Below are 18,086 nucleotides of genomic sequence, written 5' to 3'. Positions count from 1 at the left end.
TTTAATCCATTATTCCTCTATACTGCTGCAGAGTAATCCCTGATTTGGTCGCGGCATCCTATCGCTACATCGATCACAATCTATTAGATGTTTAGTGAGAATAACAATGCATCATCTTCAATTGAATCTTCCTGTTTTTGCCTTTTGGCTTTTTCTGGCTCTCGCCATCAGTGCGATGAGTACCGCCGTTTTGAGTCATAATCTGCTTCTGGATGGCGCGGCTATTCTGGTGAGTATCCTGACTGTGGTCGGAGCTGTGCTTAGTATGGCGCTGGTATTTGCAGAACATATTATGGACATCTGCAGTTCCTAAACCGCACTTCCAGCCCCCTTATTTAAAACAGCGCAGGCTTTAGTCCCTGCGCTTTTTCACGTATATTGATGCTCATTTCAGCACATGGACATTGTGAAATGAGCAAACAATTTGCCGTGATTGGTAATCCGATTGAACAGTCACGCTCTCCAGAATTGCATCATGCTTTTGCAGCAAAAACCGGAATTGATCTAAATTACAGCAAACGTCTGGCTCCACTGGATGGCTTTGAGGCCAATATTCAGGAGTTTTTTGCCCATGGCGGAATCGGGATGAATGTCACCGTGCCGTTTAAAGAGCAGGCTTTTGCCCAGTGTCAGGTGCTCAGTGAGCGAGCCAAAATTGCCAAGGCAGTGAATACCCTGTGGATGAAAAATGGTATTTTGCATGGCGATAATACTGATGGTCAAGGTCTGGTCGATGCGATTCGTGCACTCAACTGGCCGCTGGAAAATACCAACATCCTGATTATCGGTGCAGGCGGCGCAACCCGTGGCGTGATCTATCCTCTCGCCCAGGCAGGCGCAAAAAAAATTGTGATTGCCAATCGCACCTTGGCACGTGCTGAACAACTGGTTGCGGATCTGCAGGATGCTGTAGCGCAGCTCGAATTACAGGCTATTTCACTAGAACATCTTGCAGGTGAGTTTGATCTGGTGATCAATGCCACTTCAGCCAGTCTCAGCGGTGATGCTTTGCTGCTTCCAGAAGCCTTACAGTTTAACTATGCCTATGAAATGGCCTATGGCAAGCCTTCCTCCTTCCTTGATCAGGCCAAAGCACGTGCTGTGCCAACATCTGAAGGCTTTGGCATGCTGGTCGGTCAGGCACTGGAATCTTTTTCTATCTGGAATGGCATCAAACCAGATTTAAAAGATTTTCTATAAATATCCAGTTATTTTGACCAGAGAATTCGGGTTGTAACAACAATCCGAATTGATCTTAACTCCATTATTAAAGACTAAAAATTCAGCTACTGGATTTAATGACATTTTTAACTTGAATTTTTTATTGATAACAATTGAGTACAATTCATACAAAAGTAGCACTAGACAATCTGGTGTTCAATTCATTAAAGTCCAATCAGATAAGAAGTTTTCAACCTTTCTGTACGCTGACAGCCAGAAGATGAAATCATCCGATTTTATTGGTTGGCTCTAAGACTCGATTCGCTTTTCTGACATTTTTATTTGCTTGCCTTATCAATGTTTTTTTATCTCAAATATGAATAATCAAAGAATCGATACAGATAATCCAAAACTATTTTAATCAGGATTAAACGCATGCCAGCATATAAAGCCCCTTTACACGACATTCGCTTCCTTATGAATGAAGTGCTCGATTACCCTGCGCACTACCAGAATTTGTCGAATGGTGAATATGCCGATACCGACACGGTAGACATGATCTTGGAAGGTGCAGCAGATTTCTGTGAAAATGTACTTTCACCTCTGAATGAAAGCGGTGATGCTGAAGGCTGTCATTTTGAAAATGGCGAAGTGAAAACGCCTAAGGGCTTTAAAGACGCTTATGATCAGTTCGTCCAAGGTGGCTGGCAAGGTCTGTCTTATCCTGAAGAGTTTGGTGGTCAAAACCTGCCAATGTCTTTAAACCTGATCAAATCGGAAATGATGGGAACTGCAAACTGGTCATTCCAGATGTATCCGGGTTTAAGCGTGGGCTGTATCAATACCATTATCCAGTACGGCACCGATGAGCAGAAGAATACCTATCTGCCGCATCTGGTTGCGGGTACTTGGGCTGGCACCATGTGTCTGACTGAGCCGCAATGTGGTACTGACTTGGGTCAGGTTAAAACCAAAGCCGAGCCGCAAGAAGATGGCACGTATGCCATTTCAGGAACCAAAATCTTTATTTCCGCAGGCGAGCACGATCTCACTGAAAATATCGTACATATCGTGCTGGCGCGCCTTCCGGATGCACCGCAAGGTACTAAAGGCATTTCACTGTTTATCGTACCGAAATTTATTGCTGCTGCCGATGGTGGCATCGGTGAGCGCAATCCAGTCAATTGCGGTTCGATTGAACATAAAATGGGGATTCGCGCCTCAGCAACAGCCGTGCTGAATTTCGACAAGGCCACGGGTTACTTGATTGGTGAACCGAATAAAGGCTTGCATGCCATGTTCACCTTCATGAACACTGCGCGTATTGGCACTGCGATTCAAGGCATCTGTCATGCGGAGTTATCCTTCCAAGGTGCTCTGCCGTATGCCAAAGAACGTATGTCGATGCGTGCCCTGTCTGGCAAAAAAGATCCGGAAAAAGTGGCGGATGCCATCATTCATCATGCCGATGTACGCCGTATGCTGTTGACGCAAAAAGCCATTGCCGAAGGTGGCCGTGCCATGATTTATCATGCTGCGCAAATTGCCGACAACATGAATGATGCTTTATTGCGTGGCGATACCGCTGCCTTTGAACAGCATGATGATCACTTAGGTTTCTATACCCCGATTCTAAAAGGCTTCCTGACTGAAATGGGCTATGAAGCATCGAATCACGGTATGCAAGTCTTTGGTGGTCATGGCTATATCAAAGAATGGGGCATGGAACAGATCGTGCGTGACTCACGTATTTCTACCCTTTACGAAGGAACGACAGGTGTACAGGCACTCGATCTGATCGGTCGTAAAGTACTGTTAACCTCGAAAGGCAAAGTGATTCGTGATTATACCGCTGAAATCCTGAAATTCTGTGGTCAGCATGCGCGTAATAAATATATGCGCCGCTTTGCTTGGGATCTCACCAAGCTATGTGCCCAGTGGAATGCATTAACTGTTCGAATCATGCTGGCAGCCCGTAAAGACCGCGACATCGTCTCTTCTGCTTCAGTCGATTTCCTGATGTTCTCGGGCTATGTGATGATGGCATACTTCTGGGCGCAGCAAGCCGCAGTTGCCTCAGCCAAACTGGCTTCTGGCGATGGCGCAGAAGTACCTGAGTTCTATAAAGCAAAAATCAAAACCGCTGATTTCTATTTCGAACGTATTCTGCCTCGTACCCAAGGTCATGCTGAAGCGATGGTGAATCCATCCAAAACTATGACCGCACTGGCACCAGAGCACTTTAGTTTTGATTACTAAGCTGTAAATTGAATTACAAAGAGCGCTTCGGCGCTCTTTTTATTGAGAGCTACCCTTTTAAACCCTAAAAACACTGGCCTGAATACAAAATATACAGGTTTAATTTTATATTTTTCAATAGCCTAATAAATTAGATAAATAAAACGCTTGTATATCTCAAAATAAGCGGTATGATAATCCCAACTAGAAAAATTCTTGTTTTGGTTAGTTTCTTTTAAGTATCGCAGTTTTAGTCATAAACCTTCGTATTACAGATCAAAAAGCTCCATCCTTTTTATTTTTCAAAGTTACAGTTAGTCATCTGAAATTTTGGCTATAAATTCATACGATTCAATAGGTTACATTATGTCTAATACAGTTAACGGTACAGTAAAATGGTTCAACGAAACTAAAGGTTTCGGTTTCATTCAACAAGAATCAGGTCCAGACGTTTTTGCTCATTTCAGCGAAATCACTGGTTCAGGTTTCAAAACTTTAGTTGAAGGCCAAAAGGTTTCTTTCAGCGTAGCTCAAGGTCAAAAAGGCCCTACAGCTGTAAATATCGTTGCTCTATAATTTAGAAGCAAGATATTGAAAAAAAGCACTCTTAGAGTGCTTTTTTTGTGCTTGTAATTTCTCTTATTCAGCTCTAGCTTTTAAAGCTTATTTGTTTGATTTAAAAACCGGTGTGCTCTATGCCAAGCTAAAAACTCCTGATCTGGTAAAATCTGCACAATAAAAAACCCTCATATAGATTTATGAAGGTCTTTGAAAAATGTTCAGAAAATAAAAATCAGTTAAAGAAATTCTTCCAGTACCGAATTTAAGAAGATATGCCCCTGCTCGGTACATGCAAGCCGGTTTTGGTCATCGATCATTAATTTTCTTTTACGTAAAGAGCTTAATAAATCTTGTAAAGTATCCAAACTTTGACCAGTACGCTCGATATAAAATTTAGCCTCTACGCCCTGATTTAAGCGTAGCGCATTCATCATAAACTCAAATGGCATCTCTTCAGCTTCAATACGCTTAAACTGCAAATGTTCAGCAGGTACTTTGGCTAAGTAATCCTTAGGTAAGCGGGTTTTCTGGAAACGATATACGCCATCAGGTTGAGTCACTTTGCCATGTGCACCCGCACCAATCGCCAGATAATCGCCGAATTGCCAATAATTCAGGTTATGCGCTGAAGGTAGTTCTTTACGCCAGGCAGAAACTTCATAATTGATAAAGCCTTGAGCTTTGAGATAAATTTCGCCCTGCTCCTGAATCTCTTCAAGTACATCATCTACCGGTAGAATAGGTTGGGTACGGAAAAATACCGTATTCGGTTCAATCGTCAGCTGATACCAGGAAATATGTGTCGCGCCATTTTCTACCGCAAGTTTTAAATCATGCAAGGCCTGATCTAAAGTCTGCTCAGGCAAGCCATGCATTAAATCGACATTAATTCGTTGAAAGCCTGCTTCACGCGCCAATCCAATCGCAGAAATCGCATCTTCATTGCTGTGAATCCGACCCAAGCGTTTAAGATGGTCAGTATTAAAACTCTGTACCCCAATTGACAAACGGTTAATGCCGGCCTGCAAATAACCTGCAAATGGGTCATGCTCTACCGTACCGGGATTTGCTTCCAGCGTAATTTCACAGCCTTCTGCAAAGGGAATAATGGCTTGCAACTGATCAAATAGCCATTGATAGCCTTGAGCAGAAATCAGCGACGGCGTACCGCCACCAATAAACACACTATGAATCTGGCGGCCTTGGGCAAAATCGACCTGCGTTTTAAAATCCTCAACCAAGGCATGTAAATATTCCTGTTCTAGTTCCAGTGATAATTCACCATCAGGAACAGCATGCGAATTAAAGTCACAATACGGACATTTGCGCACGCACCATGGCATATGAATATATAAAGACAATGGGATAACAGCAGGATTCAATTCAGCCAAAGAACTACTCAAAAACGACTACAAGATATAGCTGAATTTTAACATGACTCGGCAGCAACACTGCTAAAATTAAAATGATCACCGGGTTATATCTAAAAACTCAAATAGAATTAGACAGTTAAAATTATGAAAATATCTTCTCAATTGATTATTTTACTTCCTTTAGTCTTTGCAATTGGTGTTTTGCTGACGCTTCAAACCGCAATTAACACACAACTGAAAGAATATTTATATTCTCCTATGCAAGCTGCATTTTTTTCCTTTTTGATTGGTACAATAGTGCTCGCTGTGATTGTACTTTTTCAGTCCAACCCCAAACCCGGTGTACAGGAATTAATGAATGTTCCCTGGTATTTATGGCTTGGGGGCATCGTGGGTGTCTACGCGATTAGCATGAGCATTTATGCAGCCCCCAAACTTGGCTTTCTGGTGCTTAGCGGCCTGATTATTTTTGGTCAGATGGCCATGTCGATGCTGGTCGATCATCTGGGTTTATTGGGCAACGAAAAAATGCCGATTAACTGGCAACGTCTTTTAGGCGGCGGAGTAATTTTTATTGGTGTGCTTCTCACTTTACAACGCTAAACCCCTCTATTTAAGCACATGATCACGATGAGTAATTTTTGTGTCGAATGTTACACCGGTTACGACCTTTGGTTTTGAATTAAAAAAACTGTTTCATCTGATGTTACCTATTCTGGTAACCCAATTTTCCCAAGCAGGTTTGGGCCTGATTGATACCATTATGGCAGGTCATCTGTCTGCGACCGATCTTGCAGCAATTGCAGTCGGGGTGGGTCTATGGATTCCGGTGATGCTGCTGTTTAGCGGTATCATGATTGCCACGACACCCTTGGTGGCTGAAGCGAATGGCGCACGTACCCCTGAAAAAATTGCCACCATTGCCCGTCAGTCACTTTGGGTTGCCCTGATTCTGGGGATTATTGCTGGCCTGATTTTGCAGCTGTTGCCAGCGACTTTACCAATCTTAGGTGTACCGGAAAGCTTGCAGCCTAAAGCTGGTTTATTCCTGCATGCAATTGGTTTTGGTATGCCGGCAGTGACTATGTATGCCGCCTTGCGTGGCTATTCAGAAGCGATTGGTCATCCACGCCCGGTGACCGTCATCAGCCTATTGGCACTGGTATTGCTGGTTCCACTGAACTATGTATTTATGTATGGAATTGGCCCTGTTCCAGCCTTGGGTAGTGCCGGCTGTGGTTTTGCTACGGCAATTTTACAGTGGTTAATGGTCATTACTCTGGCACTGTATATTTTTAAGAATAAAGCCTATCAACGCACCCAGCCGTTTACTCATTGGGAAAAAATCAACCCGGAATGGATGAAACGCATCTTGCAGCTTGGTCTGCCGATCGGACTGGCGATTTTCTTTGAGGTCAGTATTTTTAGTACTGCGGCGATCGTGCTCAGCCCTTTGGGAGAAACCATTGTTGCTGCGCATCAGATTGCCATTTCAGTGACCTCACAGCTGTTTATGATTCCAATGTCACTGGCGATTGCCCTGACCATTCGGGTCGGCACCTATTATGGCGAGCAGAACTGGCAGGCGATGCGTAAAGTGCAATATCTCGGCCTGATCACTGCTACTATTCTGGCAATCCTGACCATGATTTTGCTTTGGGCGTTCCGTAATGAAATCGTGGCGCTCTACACCTCGGATATGATCGTGACCCAAATCGCGGTCTATCTGATTCTGTTTGCGATTGCTTATCAACTGATGGATGGCTGGCAGATCAGTGCAGCAGGTTGTCTGCGTGGGATGCAGGACACCAAAGGCCCTATGTGGATCACCATGCTGGCTTACTGGGTGATTGCCTTCCCGGTCGGGGTGTATCTGTCCCGCTTTACCGACATGGGCGCAGCCGGTGTCTGGGTTGGCCTGATTGTGGGTCTGAGTGTGGCCTGTGTACTTTTATTAGCTCGTTTATATGGCAACAATAAACGTTTAAGTTTCGACCACTCAATGCGTTCAGCCGATTAATTCAAGCTGGAAAATGCGCTGCGATTCAGGATCCAGCGCATTTTTTAATGCTTTGGAAATCTCCGATTCGTCTATCACATCTTTGATCAGCAGCGGCTCTACAATCACCTCCGTGCCATTAAAGCGCATAGTGGGTGAATCATCTAGCTTAGATTATGTATTTAAGGTTTAAGTGATACGCCCACAAAAATGCACATCATCTTGAGCAATAAAATATGGATAGACTTTCATTGAATTTTCTTCATTACTGCGAGTTGTTTTATTTATACTTTTGGGACTAAAACAACCTTTAGTATGATTATGCAGCCTGACCTAAAACAATGATGTATTCAGGAATCTTGTTTTGGTTTAAGTACAGGAGATGAAGAAAAATCTTCTGATAAATCAAAGATCATGCACCAAAGATGGAGAAGTTAAAGAAAATCACAACACAACCTCTACAATTAAATCTAGGCAATTGAATCTTTGTCACCTATGATCAAATACATCAAATAATTGTTGGTTTCAAGGAATCTCGCATGGCAAAAACGGCTAGCACACCCGGTCGTCGCTTTATGAAACTTGCCGGAATGACCGCAAGTATTGCAGGTAAAACCCTATCCAATTCAATTAAAAATTTAACTGCCGACGAAGAGCAGAAAAATACTGCGCGCAGCAAATTATTTCAGGATATTGGTATACAAATCGCGGATACCTTGGGAGAAATGAAAGGCGCGGTCATGAAAGTTGGTCAGATCGCCTCGCAATATAAAGATATTTTTCCACCCGAAGTTGCCAAAGCCATTGCCAAATTGCAACGTCAGGCACCGCCCATGCCATTTAAGGACATTCAGGCGCAAATTGAAAAGGAACTCGGTAAACCTTTACAGCAATTATTTCAACAGTTTGATGAACAGCCTTTTGCCGCAGCATCGATTGGTCAGGTACATAAAGCCACTTTACCCAATGGCCAGCAAGTGGTGGTCAAGGTACAGTATCCGGGGGTCGATGAAGCCTGTGAAAGTGACCTGAAACAGGTACGTCTGGCGCTACGCATGATGGGCGTTTTAAAGATTGACCGTAAACTTCAGGATCAGTTATTTAAAGAAATCCAGCATAGTCTGGACAATGAGCTCAACTATGAAATTGAAGCTCAGAACCTAGAAGTTGCCCGCGCCTTCCATGAATCCCTGGATCATAAAATTGTGATTCCACAGGTTTTTCATGAATATTCTTCACGGCATATTCTAACCTTGAGTCAGGAAATGGGAGAAAGTATTGAAACCGCCAGCACCTGGCCACAGGAAACCCGCAATGCCTTAGGGCGCCGTCTGCTGCGTGCGATTGGTCAGGAAATTTTTTATCTGAAACGCTTTCACTGTGACCCGCATCCGGGCAACTTTGCCTTTCGTGAAGATGGCTCTGTGATTGTTTATGATTATGGTGGCGTTAAGACTCTTTCGACTGAAGTGATTGGGCATTTCCGGGAACTTATTCATGCCGCACGCGAGAAGAATATTCCCGTGATCGAGCAACAGTTAGATGCGCTGCATTCCTTGACTGAAACCGGAAAATTCCCGACTGAATTGTATGAACAATGGCTGGAAGTTCTGATGCGTCCACTGGTCACCCATTATGATTTTGCTGAAAACTCGGCCCATCATGATGGCATGGAGTTGCTTAAACCTTCTCTAAAATATTGGGATGTGTTTAAGCCATCTCCAGATACGCTCATGGTGAACCGGACAATTTCAGGACAATACTGGAACCTGATTCATTTAAAAGTTCATGATGATCTGAGTGATGTATTTGAAGAACTGGTGCCGAGTCGAGGTTAATTTTGACCCCAAAGGCTTACACGCTGTAACTCTAAATGACTTGAAATACCAAATGTTATATTATAACATTTCATTAAGAATCATAAGGGAATTATATATGCGTCCAGATATTCATCCAGCGTATCGTGAAGTGTTATTCCATGACACCAATGCCAATACTTATTTTGTGATTGGCAGCACAATGAACTCTAGCCAGACTAAAGAATATGAAGGTAAAACATATCCTTATGTCACGCTTGATATTTCAAGTGCTTCTCATCCCTTCTATACTGGCGAGCAGCGTCAAACCAGCAATGAAGGTCGCGTGGCAAGCTTTAATAAACGTTTTGGCCGCTTTAAACGTGGCTAAAACTAAAAACCGTCGATTATCTTGATCTTCAAATCGTGGTTTATGTCAGGAAATAACCTCCAGTTTCCTGACTTTTTTATGTCTGTTTCAGCTTTGAGCCAAAGCCAGTGAAGTCAAGTAAAAACCCAGCGCCAGAACGATAATTCCAACAATTACACTCGACAGCGCATACAATAGAGCTAAACCTACGGCGCCATGTTTCAAAAGCTGAAAGCTTTCCAGACCAAAACTGGAAAATGTGGTAAATCCGCCCAGTATCCCCACCATTAAAAACAGACGTGCTTCCTGTTGCAGCATTGGATATTTTTGGCTACAGGCAAAAAAGATCCCTGCACATAAGCAGCCCAGAATATTGACCCACCACGTCGGCCAAGGAAATTGCATCTGTGGTTTTAGCAACCAGAGCCCTGCTGCATACCGTAAACTGGCACCCACTGCCCCGCCGATTGCCACCCAAAGCCAGCCCATATACGTTCCTATTCTATTTATTGATCCAGTTGATTTGATCCGAAATTTCAAATTAATTATGAATCATTTTCATGATTATCTTGAACTGAAAACCTATTAAATACCATGGAACTTCGCAAGAAAATTGCTATATTCATCGCATCGAATTTTTATTGATTGCAAAGGGAAAACAGTATGGCACAAGATTTATTGGCACAATTGGCCGCAGGTGAGGCAAAATTTGCAGATGTGATTGCCTATATCGAAACGCGTTATACCCATACCCCGACTGCATTTAAAAATGGCCAGCAGAGCAATGCAACCACTGAAAACCAAGGCAGCGCCAAAGTTTTTGCCTTTGCACGACTCAATGGGCTGGATCAGGCCCAAACCTTAAGCCTGTTTGCCGAGCACTATGCAGCTGTACAAGCGACGCCTCAAGCCAGCGATCATCAGAATATCCGCCAGTTTATGCAAAATGGCTGGGATGGCATTGCATTTGAAGGTCAGGCTTTAACTGCTAAATAAGCAGTTTATCAGTATAAAAAACCGCTCATAAGAGCGGTTTTTTATAGGCATCTAAATAGCAAATTTTAATTTAGCTTTTCCCAACCTGTTCAATCCACTGAATTGAACTGACACGGAATACCTCACAGGCGCCATCACCGGTATCCGTCGGGGTCAATGAAGAAGTCCAGACCAGATCTTTATCACGCACTTCAACCAGCTCACCCTGCATACGCACCAGATCGCCACGTTTTACCTTTTTAATGGCCTTGGCAATTTCAGGATTGGCCGGAATGATATGCATATTGGACACCATCTGCTTGGCTTGTTCTACCGGCACAGGCACCCGATCCATTTTCCAGTTCAGATAACGGTCATATTGATTGACACTAATATGTCGGGCAATTTCAGGTTCAGCAAACAGGCCCCAACTCACCGCATAATCAATCGGAGAGAATTTGGCCTGCGGATCAGCGCTATAGACTTTGGAACCCAAAATACGGAAATCACCTTTAAAAGGCTGCAAGACGGAAATCGACTGTCCTTTGACCACAGGTGGCAAACCTTTGGCAATATTGTGATCGACCGAGCTATAGCTGGAAATAGGCAGCAACAAACCGGCCAACAAAGCATAATGTTTAAAGTGTTTGAACATCATTTTTAATCTAATCCTAATCGAGTTGATCAAACGTTTTAAGGATATCTTCCTTGATCTTACGTATTTTTTAATGAATAAACAGTTGAACTTGGTAACAAACTGGGTGTATTTAGTCAGCTTGGGCATTCCCGAATATTGTATTTTTCAGTTAAGCTAAAATACATTCAGATTAAATTAAAACAACCCAAATGCTGTATCAACTTTATCAACAACACATCTTTCCGCACCTTTTAAATCAGGTGATGCAAACGCCGTCCTTGATGGATTTACGCCGTGAATTGCTTTTGAACATTTCTGGTGAAGTACTGGAAATTGGTTTTGGTACAGGGCTGAATCTGCCTTTCTATCAAGAAGTAGATCTGGTCTATGCCGTAGAACCCAATCCGGCCATTTTCAAGCTGGCCGAAGCGCGCATCCAGCAGGCTGCTTTTCAGGTTGAACATATTCAGGCCAGCGCAGAAGCATTGCCTTTTGCAGAACATAGTCTAGAACATGTGATCTCGACCTGGACGCTGTGTAGTATTGCTGACCTCGGCCAAAGTCTGCGTGAGATTTATCGTGTGCTACAACCGGGCGGTCACTTGCATGTGGTCGAACATGTGCTGAATCGACAAAATTTAAATATCCAGCGCCTGCAGCATTTACTCACCCCGATTCAGAAGAAAGTCGCAGATGGCTGTCATTTAAACCGAGATATTGAAACTGCCTTACTGGAAACTGGTTTTGAAATTGAAGAATTGAATTATATCAATGCCACAGGGATTCCGAAGATTGGCCAGCGTATGCTGCTGGCTCGACTGCGTAAACCGCAAGGCTAATTTATTTTCGTTTTGCCGTTAATGTTGCTGCAACTGAGTCACACGCAGCAACTGACAATGGGCATGATATTCCGAGCCTGTACCCACCTGAAATTCCTGTCCCGTGCTTCCTGAATGTACTGTGACCAGATCACCGCTGAGTGTAATCTTCTGCCCTGATTTTAGCCTGCGAATCTGATTGGCAATTTTCTCGTTGGCAGCGATCAGACTAAAATGCCGGATATGCGTGCTGAGAAATTCAGCTTCAGCCTGGCTGATTTGTTCCTCGATTTGATAACAGCGTTTTGCTTGATCAAATGCTAATGTTGCCTGCATGGCTGGCAGTGACTGGCTGAGCAACAGCACATCGATATTACTGACATAGGCCAGATCATTAAAATGTCCAACCATAGGGCTGGCCTGATGCAAGACACGACGATTCGGTTTAACAAAACGTTTATCATGCACAGTAAATGTAGCTGAAATGGGCTGAATCGGCTCTACCGAAAAGTTTTTCAAGACACCTCGTTCTTCCAGATGTGGGATCGCACGAAAAAACTCATTCCAAACCCACAGTCCAAGCATAAACAGCAGCGCAGTGATCAGTAATTTCTGCATAATTTTTTATTCTTTTCCTTGGTTGTGCTCAATCATCGAAATCAATCCGGATGGTTTCAAAACGCACCCGCCCTTCCTGAACTGCACGGGCAATGGCTTGCTGGCCTTTGGTCAGCCGCGCTCCGCCACTTTTGATATCAATCAATACCACTTCAATATCCTCTGCTTCGCCTTCGCCGTCTCTGAAATCGCTGTAGCCATCAAAGACCACATAATCGACAGGATCGCCCAGAAACTTGGCATCACTGGGCAGATATTGAAATTCCGGCATGATCGGTGCGAGCTGTTCCGCCATTTTGCCTTTCAGGACTGCCCTGCTGGTATTGACACTGCGTTTTTGCGCGGCGATCAATGCCTGCTGATGTTCTAGTTCCAGCTCGGCAATATACTGCTCATATTCAGCCTTGATGCGTCCATTGCGTGTCTGACTTAAAATAATGGTGGTCAGCACCACCCCGATACATGTGCCAATCAGCATGGCCATCCATATGGACATTCAATCTTCCTAATTTACTTTATTTTTTTCAGCACAACATTCGACTGAAGTTGAAAACATCAGCCATTGGTACGCTTGAAAAGAATGATATGCTAGGCAGGAACAGAATAAAATCACCTTGAGTCATGAAAACAATTTTAGTTGCGAATCAGAAAGGCGGTTGTGGCAAAACCATGACAGCGATTAGTCTAGCCTCAGCACTCGCACAAAAAGGTTATAAGGTGGCGCTGGCCGATGCCGATAACCAGAAATCGGCATTGCAATGGCTCAAGCAACGTCCGGAACAGGCCATGCCGATTCAAAGTCTGGACTGGCGCAATCACAAATCCATTGGTGATGCACCGAAGCAGATTGAGTATCTGATCATTGATGCACCGGGAGCGTTGACTGAAGATCATGCCGAGCAGCTGATCAGTGAAGCGCATGCGATTATTATTCCGATTCAGCCTTCATTTTTTGATATTGATTCGACCCGCCGTTTTCTCAAGCATTTGCAGGACATTAAGCGGATTCGTAAAGGCAAGGTTGAAATTTTACTGTTGGCCAACCGTACCAAACCGAATGCAGCCAGTAATCAGGACATACAGCAGTTTTTTGACAAGATCGACCAGCAGCCGGTGGCCTGGATTTCAGAACGTGCACCTTATAGCCGTCTGGCTATGGAAGGTCTGTCAGTCTTTGATAAACCTCAAAAAATCTATCGGGAATTACAGGATCAATGGCAACCGGTGCTGAATGCCATTATCGATGATCCCAGTCAGTGGTTTTAAGCCAGTCCGCTGAATCCTAACACTGCTTTGGGAAAATAATCACGCTACTTACCAAGCCGTCATTTTCGATCGCTTTTTTTTCAGTTAATATGCCTGAACACGACCTAAAAAATGAGCCATTAAATTCAGTGCAACAGTACGCGCCTACATTACAAAAAGTCTTATTATTTGGATTGTTCTTTATCCTGATTTTTTTGAGTTTTCATATACTCAAATATTTCATCATCCCTGTAGTTTGGGCAGCGATTATCGCCTATATGACTTGGCCCTTGTATCAGTCGGTGTTACGCATGTGCGGCAATCGGCCAACGCTGAGTGCAACCGTGATGATTCTGGCCGTGATTCTGGTGTTTGGTCTGCCATTTATCTTCGCCATTTTTATGTTGCAGCATGAAGGTCGTAATCTGTATTTTGAATTGCAGCGACAGGTCTTTTCCGGTCATCTGGATGTACCGGATTTTATTCGTGGCCTTCCGATTGTCGGCAAGGAAATTAGCCGAACTTTAAATGAAATCAATACCGATCCAAACAGTATCGCGCTATCGATCTCGAGCTGGATTCAAGGTCATCTGAATTACGGCAAAGTGGTATTGAATGAAGTCAGTAAAAATATCTTTAAATTGTGTTTTGCGATACTTTCGCTGTTCTTTTTCTACCGTGATGGTCAGACCATTTTAAATCAGGTGCGTAAAGCTTTTGAGATGGTGGTCGGGCCACGTGTGCATCATTATTTTTCTACCATTTCTGCCACTACACGTGCGGTGGTCTATGGCGTTGGTTTGACTGCAATTGCCCAGTCTTTATTGGCAGGTCTGAGTTATTTTGTCGCGGGTGTACCGAATCCGATGGTCTTGACCATTGTGACCTTTATTTTCGCCCTGATTCCTTTCGGCCCACCGGTGGCTTATAGTGCAGTATCACTGTGGCTCTTTTCACAGGGACAGACGATTGAGGCGATTGGGGTGATGGCTTGGGGTGTCTGTATTGTCAGCACGGCCGACAACGTAATTCGTCCACTGGTGATTTCTGGCGCAACACAAATTCCATTCCTGTTGATTATGTTTGGTGTTTTGGGCGGTATTGCCAGTTTTGGTCTGGTCGGCGTCTTCATTGGTCCAGTGATTCTTGCAGTCTTGCTGGCAATTTGGCGTGAATGGTTACATGAAAGTAATTTGAATGAACCCTTAATGATGCCTAAAGCCACCATGGCACATGACATCGATCCACAGACCGAAGACACACCGCCCAAAGCACCTTAAAGCACAGATTGAATCGACTTAAACAAAACAAAACATTTAAGTACTGATTCTATATAGAGCTTCTGATCTTGCTCTGTTTCAATAGATTTACAAAACAGAATAAAGATCAGGATGCCAATACCATGTCTTCATTGTTTAAAATTACGACACTTTGTGCGCTCAGTGCTGCACTTTTCACAGGTTGCGCCTCGACTTCTCCATCGAATGAACTGGTCAGAGCCGTGACTGTAAATGCAGTAACCGCTGAGGGGATAGGTCAAGAGATTGGCACCGTATTACTCAGTGACAGTCCAGCCGGTCTGGTGATACGTACCAACCTGAAACAGCTCCCTGCCGGTGAGCGAGGTTTCCATATTCACGAAAATGGTTCATGTGCACCCGCCATGAAAGATGGCAAGATGGGTGCAGCACTGGCTGCCGGTAGTCATTACAATCCGAACCAGTCCCCCAATCATGGTACGCCGGTGACCGGTCACCTCGGTGATTTGCCCGCATTAAAAGTCAATACTGACGGTACTGCCCGTGTCACCCTGCTTGCACCACGTTTGAAACTGGCGGATCTTCAGGGTCGTGCCATTATGGTTCATGCCGGCGGCGACAACTATTCTGACAACCCCTTACCATTAGGTGGTGGTGGTGACCGCATTGCATGTGGTGTGATCTAAACAGATTAGTGTAGATATAAAAAGAAAAAGACGGGCTATCTGCTCGTCTTTTTTCATGAAATTTTCTTTAGAGTTGGCATCTAAATAACTTTTTTGCTCTTGAAATAGATCAGTTTATTGTCGGAAAACTTAAAGTTTTTTTGCAGTTATGCCATCAATAATAGTATCGTGAAACTCAATAACCAACCGCTTTACTCGGTTATAACTCATTATAAATATTGAATATATTTTTATTTTTAAGATTTAATCTTCAATTTATATTGGGTACACTCAGGGTTAATTTAATTAAATCAGTATGTCTTATGAACATCAAAACTTTACGTCTGGTCGGTTTGTTTGAAGGGATTTCATTTCTGCTACTTTTATTTATCGCGATGCCCGTGAAATACATGATGGATAATCCGATTTTAGTGAAATATGTTGGTATGGGGCATGGCGTACTATTTGTACTGTTTTTAGTGGTGTTATTTGCGGTCTGTGAAAAGCAAAAATGGTCGCTCAGCATGTTTTTGATGGGCCTGATCGCTTCAATTTTGCCATTTGGGCCATTTTTGTTTGATCTGAAATTAAAGAAACTAGAGCAGCCCGTCGCTGAGCTTCAATAGATATTAAAATCCTCTCCCCTCTGGGAGAGAGTTAGAGAGAGGGTATAGCCTTCCTTTATAAAAGGAGGAGCTTTAAAACTCCCCTCTCACCTTCCGCTCAGAAATAATCTGCTTTAAGCTCAGACGCGGCAAAGTAAACCACAATGCAATCAAAATGAAAGAGGCGATGCAATAGGCCCAAATATCATAGGCTTCATAAGCCATTCGAACTGCTTCAATCACCACGAAAAAGCTCAGCATCAGGATAATCGAAACCATAGCAGCCACCGTACCTTTGGACACTTCAGAAGACATCAGTGCAAAACGGTACAGCACCGAGAAACTTACGCCTTCACCAAGGCTGATACAGGTGGTGCCGATAATCAGGCAATGCACAAAATAATCTGGAATAAACAGACCGAGTATTAATAAGCCTGTACCAAACAGCATCAATGGCACACCCAAGAGTACAGTTTTCCCTAGCGGCATTTTGTCGATGATTTTTAGCAAAACCAGATTACCGATAATCAAGCCGCCCAAAACCGGAAACTGTGCCAGACCATATTGCACGCTGCTGAATCCAAACTGCTCGACCAGAATCACGGGTGACAAGGCAATCCATAACATCAACGGCAGGCTGACCAAAGGTAGTGCCGCGGTCATAATCACAAAGCGTTTATTTTTTAAAACCTGTTTAAAGTCATCCAGAATATAGCTAAACGGCTGCTTCGGAACACTGACTTTCAGGTTTGGCATTTTGGCTTTCAGGCCAAACCAGCTTAAAAATGACAGAAATGCAATGCCGATAAAGCCCCAATGCCAGGAGATATGATCAATCATAAAGGCACCCAGTACCGGCCCGAGCAATGGCGCCAGTAAAGAAACATTGGCCATGAGTGCCATGACTTTGATGGCATCGCGCTCTTCGAAGCTTTCCTGAATGGCGGCATAACCTACGGCGGTAATAAAGGACAGTCCAAAGCCTTGTAAGAAACGCAGGAATAAAAAGCTTTCGATATTGGGTGTTAGTAAAATTGCCAGACAGCTAATTGTGAAAAATGCCACGCCGCCCAAGAGTACGGTTTTACGTCCAAGACGATCGGACAATGGCCCCAAAATCGCTGCAACAAATGCCCCACCCAACAGGAAAAAGGACATGGAGGATGGCGCCCATGAACTGCTTACCCCAAAATCACGGGTAATCGATAGCATGGCTGGTTGGATCAGGTCATTACAGATATAGACGGAAAATTCAAACAGAACCAGTGCCAGCGGGAACATGAGTGTGGCACGGGTCAGTTTTTGGGTTTGGATGTTTTGCATGGGAGTTTTTATTGTCACCCTGCTCGTTTAAGCAGGCTAAACTTTGTCTAAAATAGAAAGAGGAAATTTTAGCAGAGTCCTGTTTTTAAGTCCGTTCTCTTTTTTAATGGCCTACTCAAAACAAATCAATGGAGGATACATTATTCATCTATATTCTAATAATTTATAAAAATCAAATAGACTCTACTGAGTTCCACTCTTGAAACCATTTTTCTTTTCTAGGATTTTCAAAATGAAGAATTTGTTCTACTAAGTCTATAATTAGTTGATCAATATCTTTTGCTATCGAAGATCCTAACTTTATTTTTGAAATACTGTAAGCGTCCGCTGAACCCCATGCCTATTTTTTAATTTGAGTTGGATTTCCAGCGGTGTGGCAGTAATTCTTCTATTTGGGTCACTTTATGTGTCGGCAACCTTTTCAGAACATCACTTAAATAGGC

At 43.5% G+C, this 18,086-nt stretch carries 22 protein-coding genes; 14 read left to right on the top strand and 8 right to left on the bottom strand.

Features of this window, described 5'->3' with window-relative positions; genetic code table 11:
- Positions 1-106: 106 nt before the first annotated feature.
- The 4 genes from FTU42_RS11520 (at position 107) to FTU42_RS11505 (ending at position 3,975) form a co-directional block, all read left to right on the top strand.
- Positions 107-313, top strand: coding sequence for a hypothetical protein (locus FTU42_RS11520; protein ID WP_005094202.1), 207 nt, complete (start codon positions 107-109; stop codon positions 311-313).
- A 98-nt stretch (positions 314-411) separates the two neighbouring features.
- On the top strand, positions 412-1,200 hold the full coding sequence (gene aroE / locus FTU42_RS11515) for a shikimate dehydrogenase (protein ID WP_005094203.1): 789 nt from the start codon (positions 412-414) through the stop codon (positions 1,198-1,200).
- A 396-nt stretch (positions 1,201-1,596) separates the two neighbouring features.
- Entirely contained in the window at positions 1,597-3,420 is a 1,824-nt protein-coding gene (locus tag FTU42_RS11510; protein ID WP_005168756.1) for an acyl-CoA dehydrogenase C-terminal domain-containing protein, read from the top strand.
- Positions 3,421-3,765: 345 nt separating this feature from the next.
- Entirely contained in the window at positions 3,766-3,975 is a 210-nt protein-coding gene (locus FTU42_RS11505; RefSeq protein ID WP_004281542.1) for a cold-shock protein, read from the top strand.
- A 221-nt stretch (positions 3,976-4,196) separates the two neighbouring features.
- Here FTU42_RS11505 and hemW read toward each other — a convergent pair whose 3' ends face one another.
- Complete coding sequence (hemW, locus tag FTU42_RS11500) at positions 4,197-5,351, bottom strand: radical SAM family heme chaperone HemW (protein ID WP_180083422.1); 1,155 nt, start codon at positions 5,349-5,351, stop codon at positions 4,197-4,199.
- Between the two features lie 126 nt (positions 5,352-5,477).
- On the opposite strand from hemW, the gene FTU42_RS11495 reads away from it, so the two are divergent.
- Positions 5,478-5,936: a DMT family transporter gene (locus FTU42_RS11495; protein ID WP_005094208.1), complete on the top strand. Its 459-nt coding sequence runs from the start codon at positions 5,478-5,480 to the stop codon at positions 5,934-5,936.
- Between the two features lie 40 nt (positions 5,937-5,976).
- Positions 5,977-7,353, top strand: a complete 1,377-nt coding sequence (locus FTU42_RS11490; protein WP_373686588.1) for an MATE family efflux transporter — start codon at positions 5,977-5,979, stop codon at positions 7,351-7,353.
- Here the strand turns inward: FTU42_RS11490 and FTU42_RS15035 are convergent.
- Positions 7,342-7,482 carry a hypothetical protein gene (locus FTU42_RS15035; RefSeq protein WP_180083421.1) on the bottom strand — a complete coding sequence of 47 codons (141 nt, stop codon included), beginning with the start codon at positions 7,480-7,482 and terminating at the stop codon, positions 7,342-7,344. The genes FTU42_RS11490 and FTU42_RS15035 overlap by 12 nt on opposite strands.
- Before the next feature lie 389 nt (positions 7,483-7,871).
- On the opposite strand from FTU42_RS15035, the gene FTU42_RS11480 reads away from it, so the two are divergent.
- Both FTU42_RS11480 and FTU42_RS11475 read left to right on the top strand, forming a co-directional pair.
- A complete protein-coding gene (locus FTU42_RS11480; protein ID WP_005094220.1) occupies positions 7,872-9,170 on the top strand; it encodes an AarF/ABC1/UbiB kinase family protein in 1,299 nt (432 codons plus the stop codon).
- Between the two features lie 97 nt (positions 9,171-9,267).
- Positions 9,268-9,519 carry a type B 50S ribosomal protein L31 gene (locus FTU42_RS11475; RefSeq protein ID WP_100329368.1) on the top strand — a complete coding sequence of 84 codons (252 nt, stop codon included), beginning with the start codon at positions 9,268-9,270 and terminating at the stop codon, positions 9,517-9,519.
- A gap of 87 nt (positions 9,520-9,606) precedes the next feature.
- Here the strand turns inward: FTU42_RS11475 and crcB are convergent, their stop codons facing one another.
- The gene (gene crcB / locus FTU42_RS11470; RefSeq protein ID WP_004281556.1) at positions 9,607-9,987 is read right to left on the bottom strand and encodes a fluoride efflux transporter CrcB; all 381 of its coding nucleotides are present in this window, start codon (positions 9,985-9,987) and stop codon (positions 9,607-9,609) included.
- 174 nt (positions 9,988-10,161) lie between these two features.
- Here crcB and FTU42_RS11465 point away from each other — a divergent pair, with 174 nt between their 5' ends.
- A complete protein-coding gene (locus FTU42_RS11465) occupies positions 10,162-10,494 on the top strand; it encodes a HopJ type III effector protein (RefSeq protein WP_180075512.1) in 333 nt (110 codons plus the stop codon).
- A 70-nt stretch (positions 10,495-10,564) separates the two neighbouring features.
- Here FTU42_RS11465 and FTU42_RS11460 read toward each other — a convergent pair whose 3' ends face one another.
- The gene (locus FTU42_RS11460) at positions 10,565-11,128 is read right to left on the bottom strand and encodes a hypothetical protein (protein ID WP_034608360.1); all 564 of its coding nucleotides are present in this window, start codon (positions 11,126-11,128) and stop codon (positions 10,565-10,567) included.
- Positions 11,129-11,319: 191 nt separating this feature from the next.
- Here FTU42_RS11460 and FTU42_RS11455 point away from each other — a divergent pair, with 191 nt between their 5' ends.
- A complete protein-coding gene (locus tag FTU42_RS11455) occupies positions 11,320-11,949 on the top strand; it encodes a class I SAM-dependent methyltransferase (protein WP_180083420.1) in 630 nt (209 codons plus the stop codon).
- An 18-nt stretch (positions 11,950-11,967) separates the two neighbouring features.
- Here the strand turns inward: FTU42_RS11455 and FTU42_RS11450 are convergent, their stop codons facing one another.
- Both FTU42_RS11450 and FTU42_RS11445 read right to left on the bottom strand, forming a co-directional pair.
- The gene (locus tag FTU42_RS11450; RefSeq protein WP_100357833.1) at positions 11,968-12,546 is read right to left on the bottom strand and encodes a hypothetical protein; all 579 of its coding nucleotides are present in this window, start codon (positions 12,544-12,546) and stop codon (positions 11,968-11,970) included.
- Between the two features lie 28 nt (positions 12,547-12,574).
- Complete coding sequence (locus tag FTU42_RS11445; RefSeq protein ID WP_180076120.1) at positions 12,575-13,042, bottom strand: Holliday junction resolvase-like protein; 468 nt, start codon at positions 13,040-13,042, stop codon at positions 12,575-12,577.
- A gap of 125 nt (positions 13,043-13,167) precedes the next feature.
- Here FTU42_RS11445 and FTU42_RS11440 point away from each other — a divergent pair, with 125 nt between their 5' ends.
- The 4 genes from FTU42_RS11440 to FTU42_RS11425 all read left to right on the top strand — a co-directional run bounded on the left by FTU42_RS11440 (position 13,168) and on the right by FTU42_RS11425 (position 16,341).
- Entirely contained in the window at positions 13,168-13,812 is a 645-nt protein-coding gene (locus tag FTU42_RS11440) for a ParA family protein (protein ID WP_005094230.1), read from the top strand.
- Between the two features lie 128 nt (positions 13,813-13,940).
- Positions 13,941-15,071 carry an AI-2E family transporter gene (locus tag FTU42_RS11435; RefSeq protein ID WP_370982120.1) on the top strand — a complete coding sequence of 377 codons (1,131 nt, stop codon included), beginning with the start codon at positions 13,941-13,943 and terminating at the stop codon, positions 15,069-15,071.
- 122 nt (positions 15,072-15,193) lie between these two features.
- Entirely contained in the window at positions 15,194-15,736 is a 543-nt protein-coding gene (gene sodC, locus FTU42_RS11430; protein ID WP_005168781.1) for a superoxide dismutase family protein, read from the top strand.
- 302 nt (positions 15,737-16,038) lie between these two features.
- Positions 16,039-16,341 carry a DUF3817 domain-containing protein gene (locus FTU42_RS11425; RefSeq protein WP_005094233.1) on the top strand — a complete coding sequence of 101 codons (303 nt, stop codon included), beginning with the start codon at positions 16,039-16,041 and terminating at the stop codon, positions 16,339-16,341.
- A 72-nt stretch (positions 16,342-16,413) separates the two neighbouring features.
- Here FTU42_RS11425 and FTU42_RS11420 read toward each other — a convergent pair whose 3' ends face one another.
- Positions 16,414-17,643 carry an MFS transporter gene (locus FTU42_RS11420; RefSeq protein ID WP_180083419.1) on the bottom strand — a complete coding sequence of 410 codons (1,230 nt, stop codon included), beginning with the start codon at positions 17,641-17,643 and terminating at the stop codon, positions 16,414-16,416.
- Between the two features lie 347 nt (positions 17,644-17,990).
- Positions 17,991-18,086 (bottom strand): transposase domain-containing protein (locus tag FTU42_RS11415; RefSeq protein ID WP_141192730.1); only part of this gene is annotated, 96 nt, incomplete at its 5' end.

It is taken from the genome of Acinetobacter sp. YH12102, assembly GCF_013419125.1.
Taxonomy (GTDB): Bacteria; Pseudomonadota; Gammaproteobacteria; order Pseudomonadales; family Moraxellaceae; genus Acinetobacter; species Acinetobacter pseudolwoffii.
Note: the sequence above shows the minus strand (reverse complement) of the source record. Positions and strands in the feature narration are given on the sequence as shown.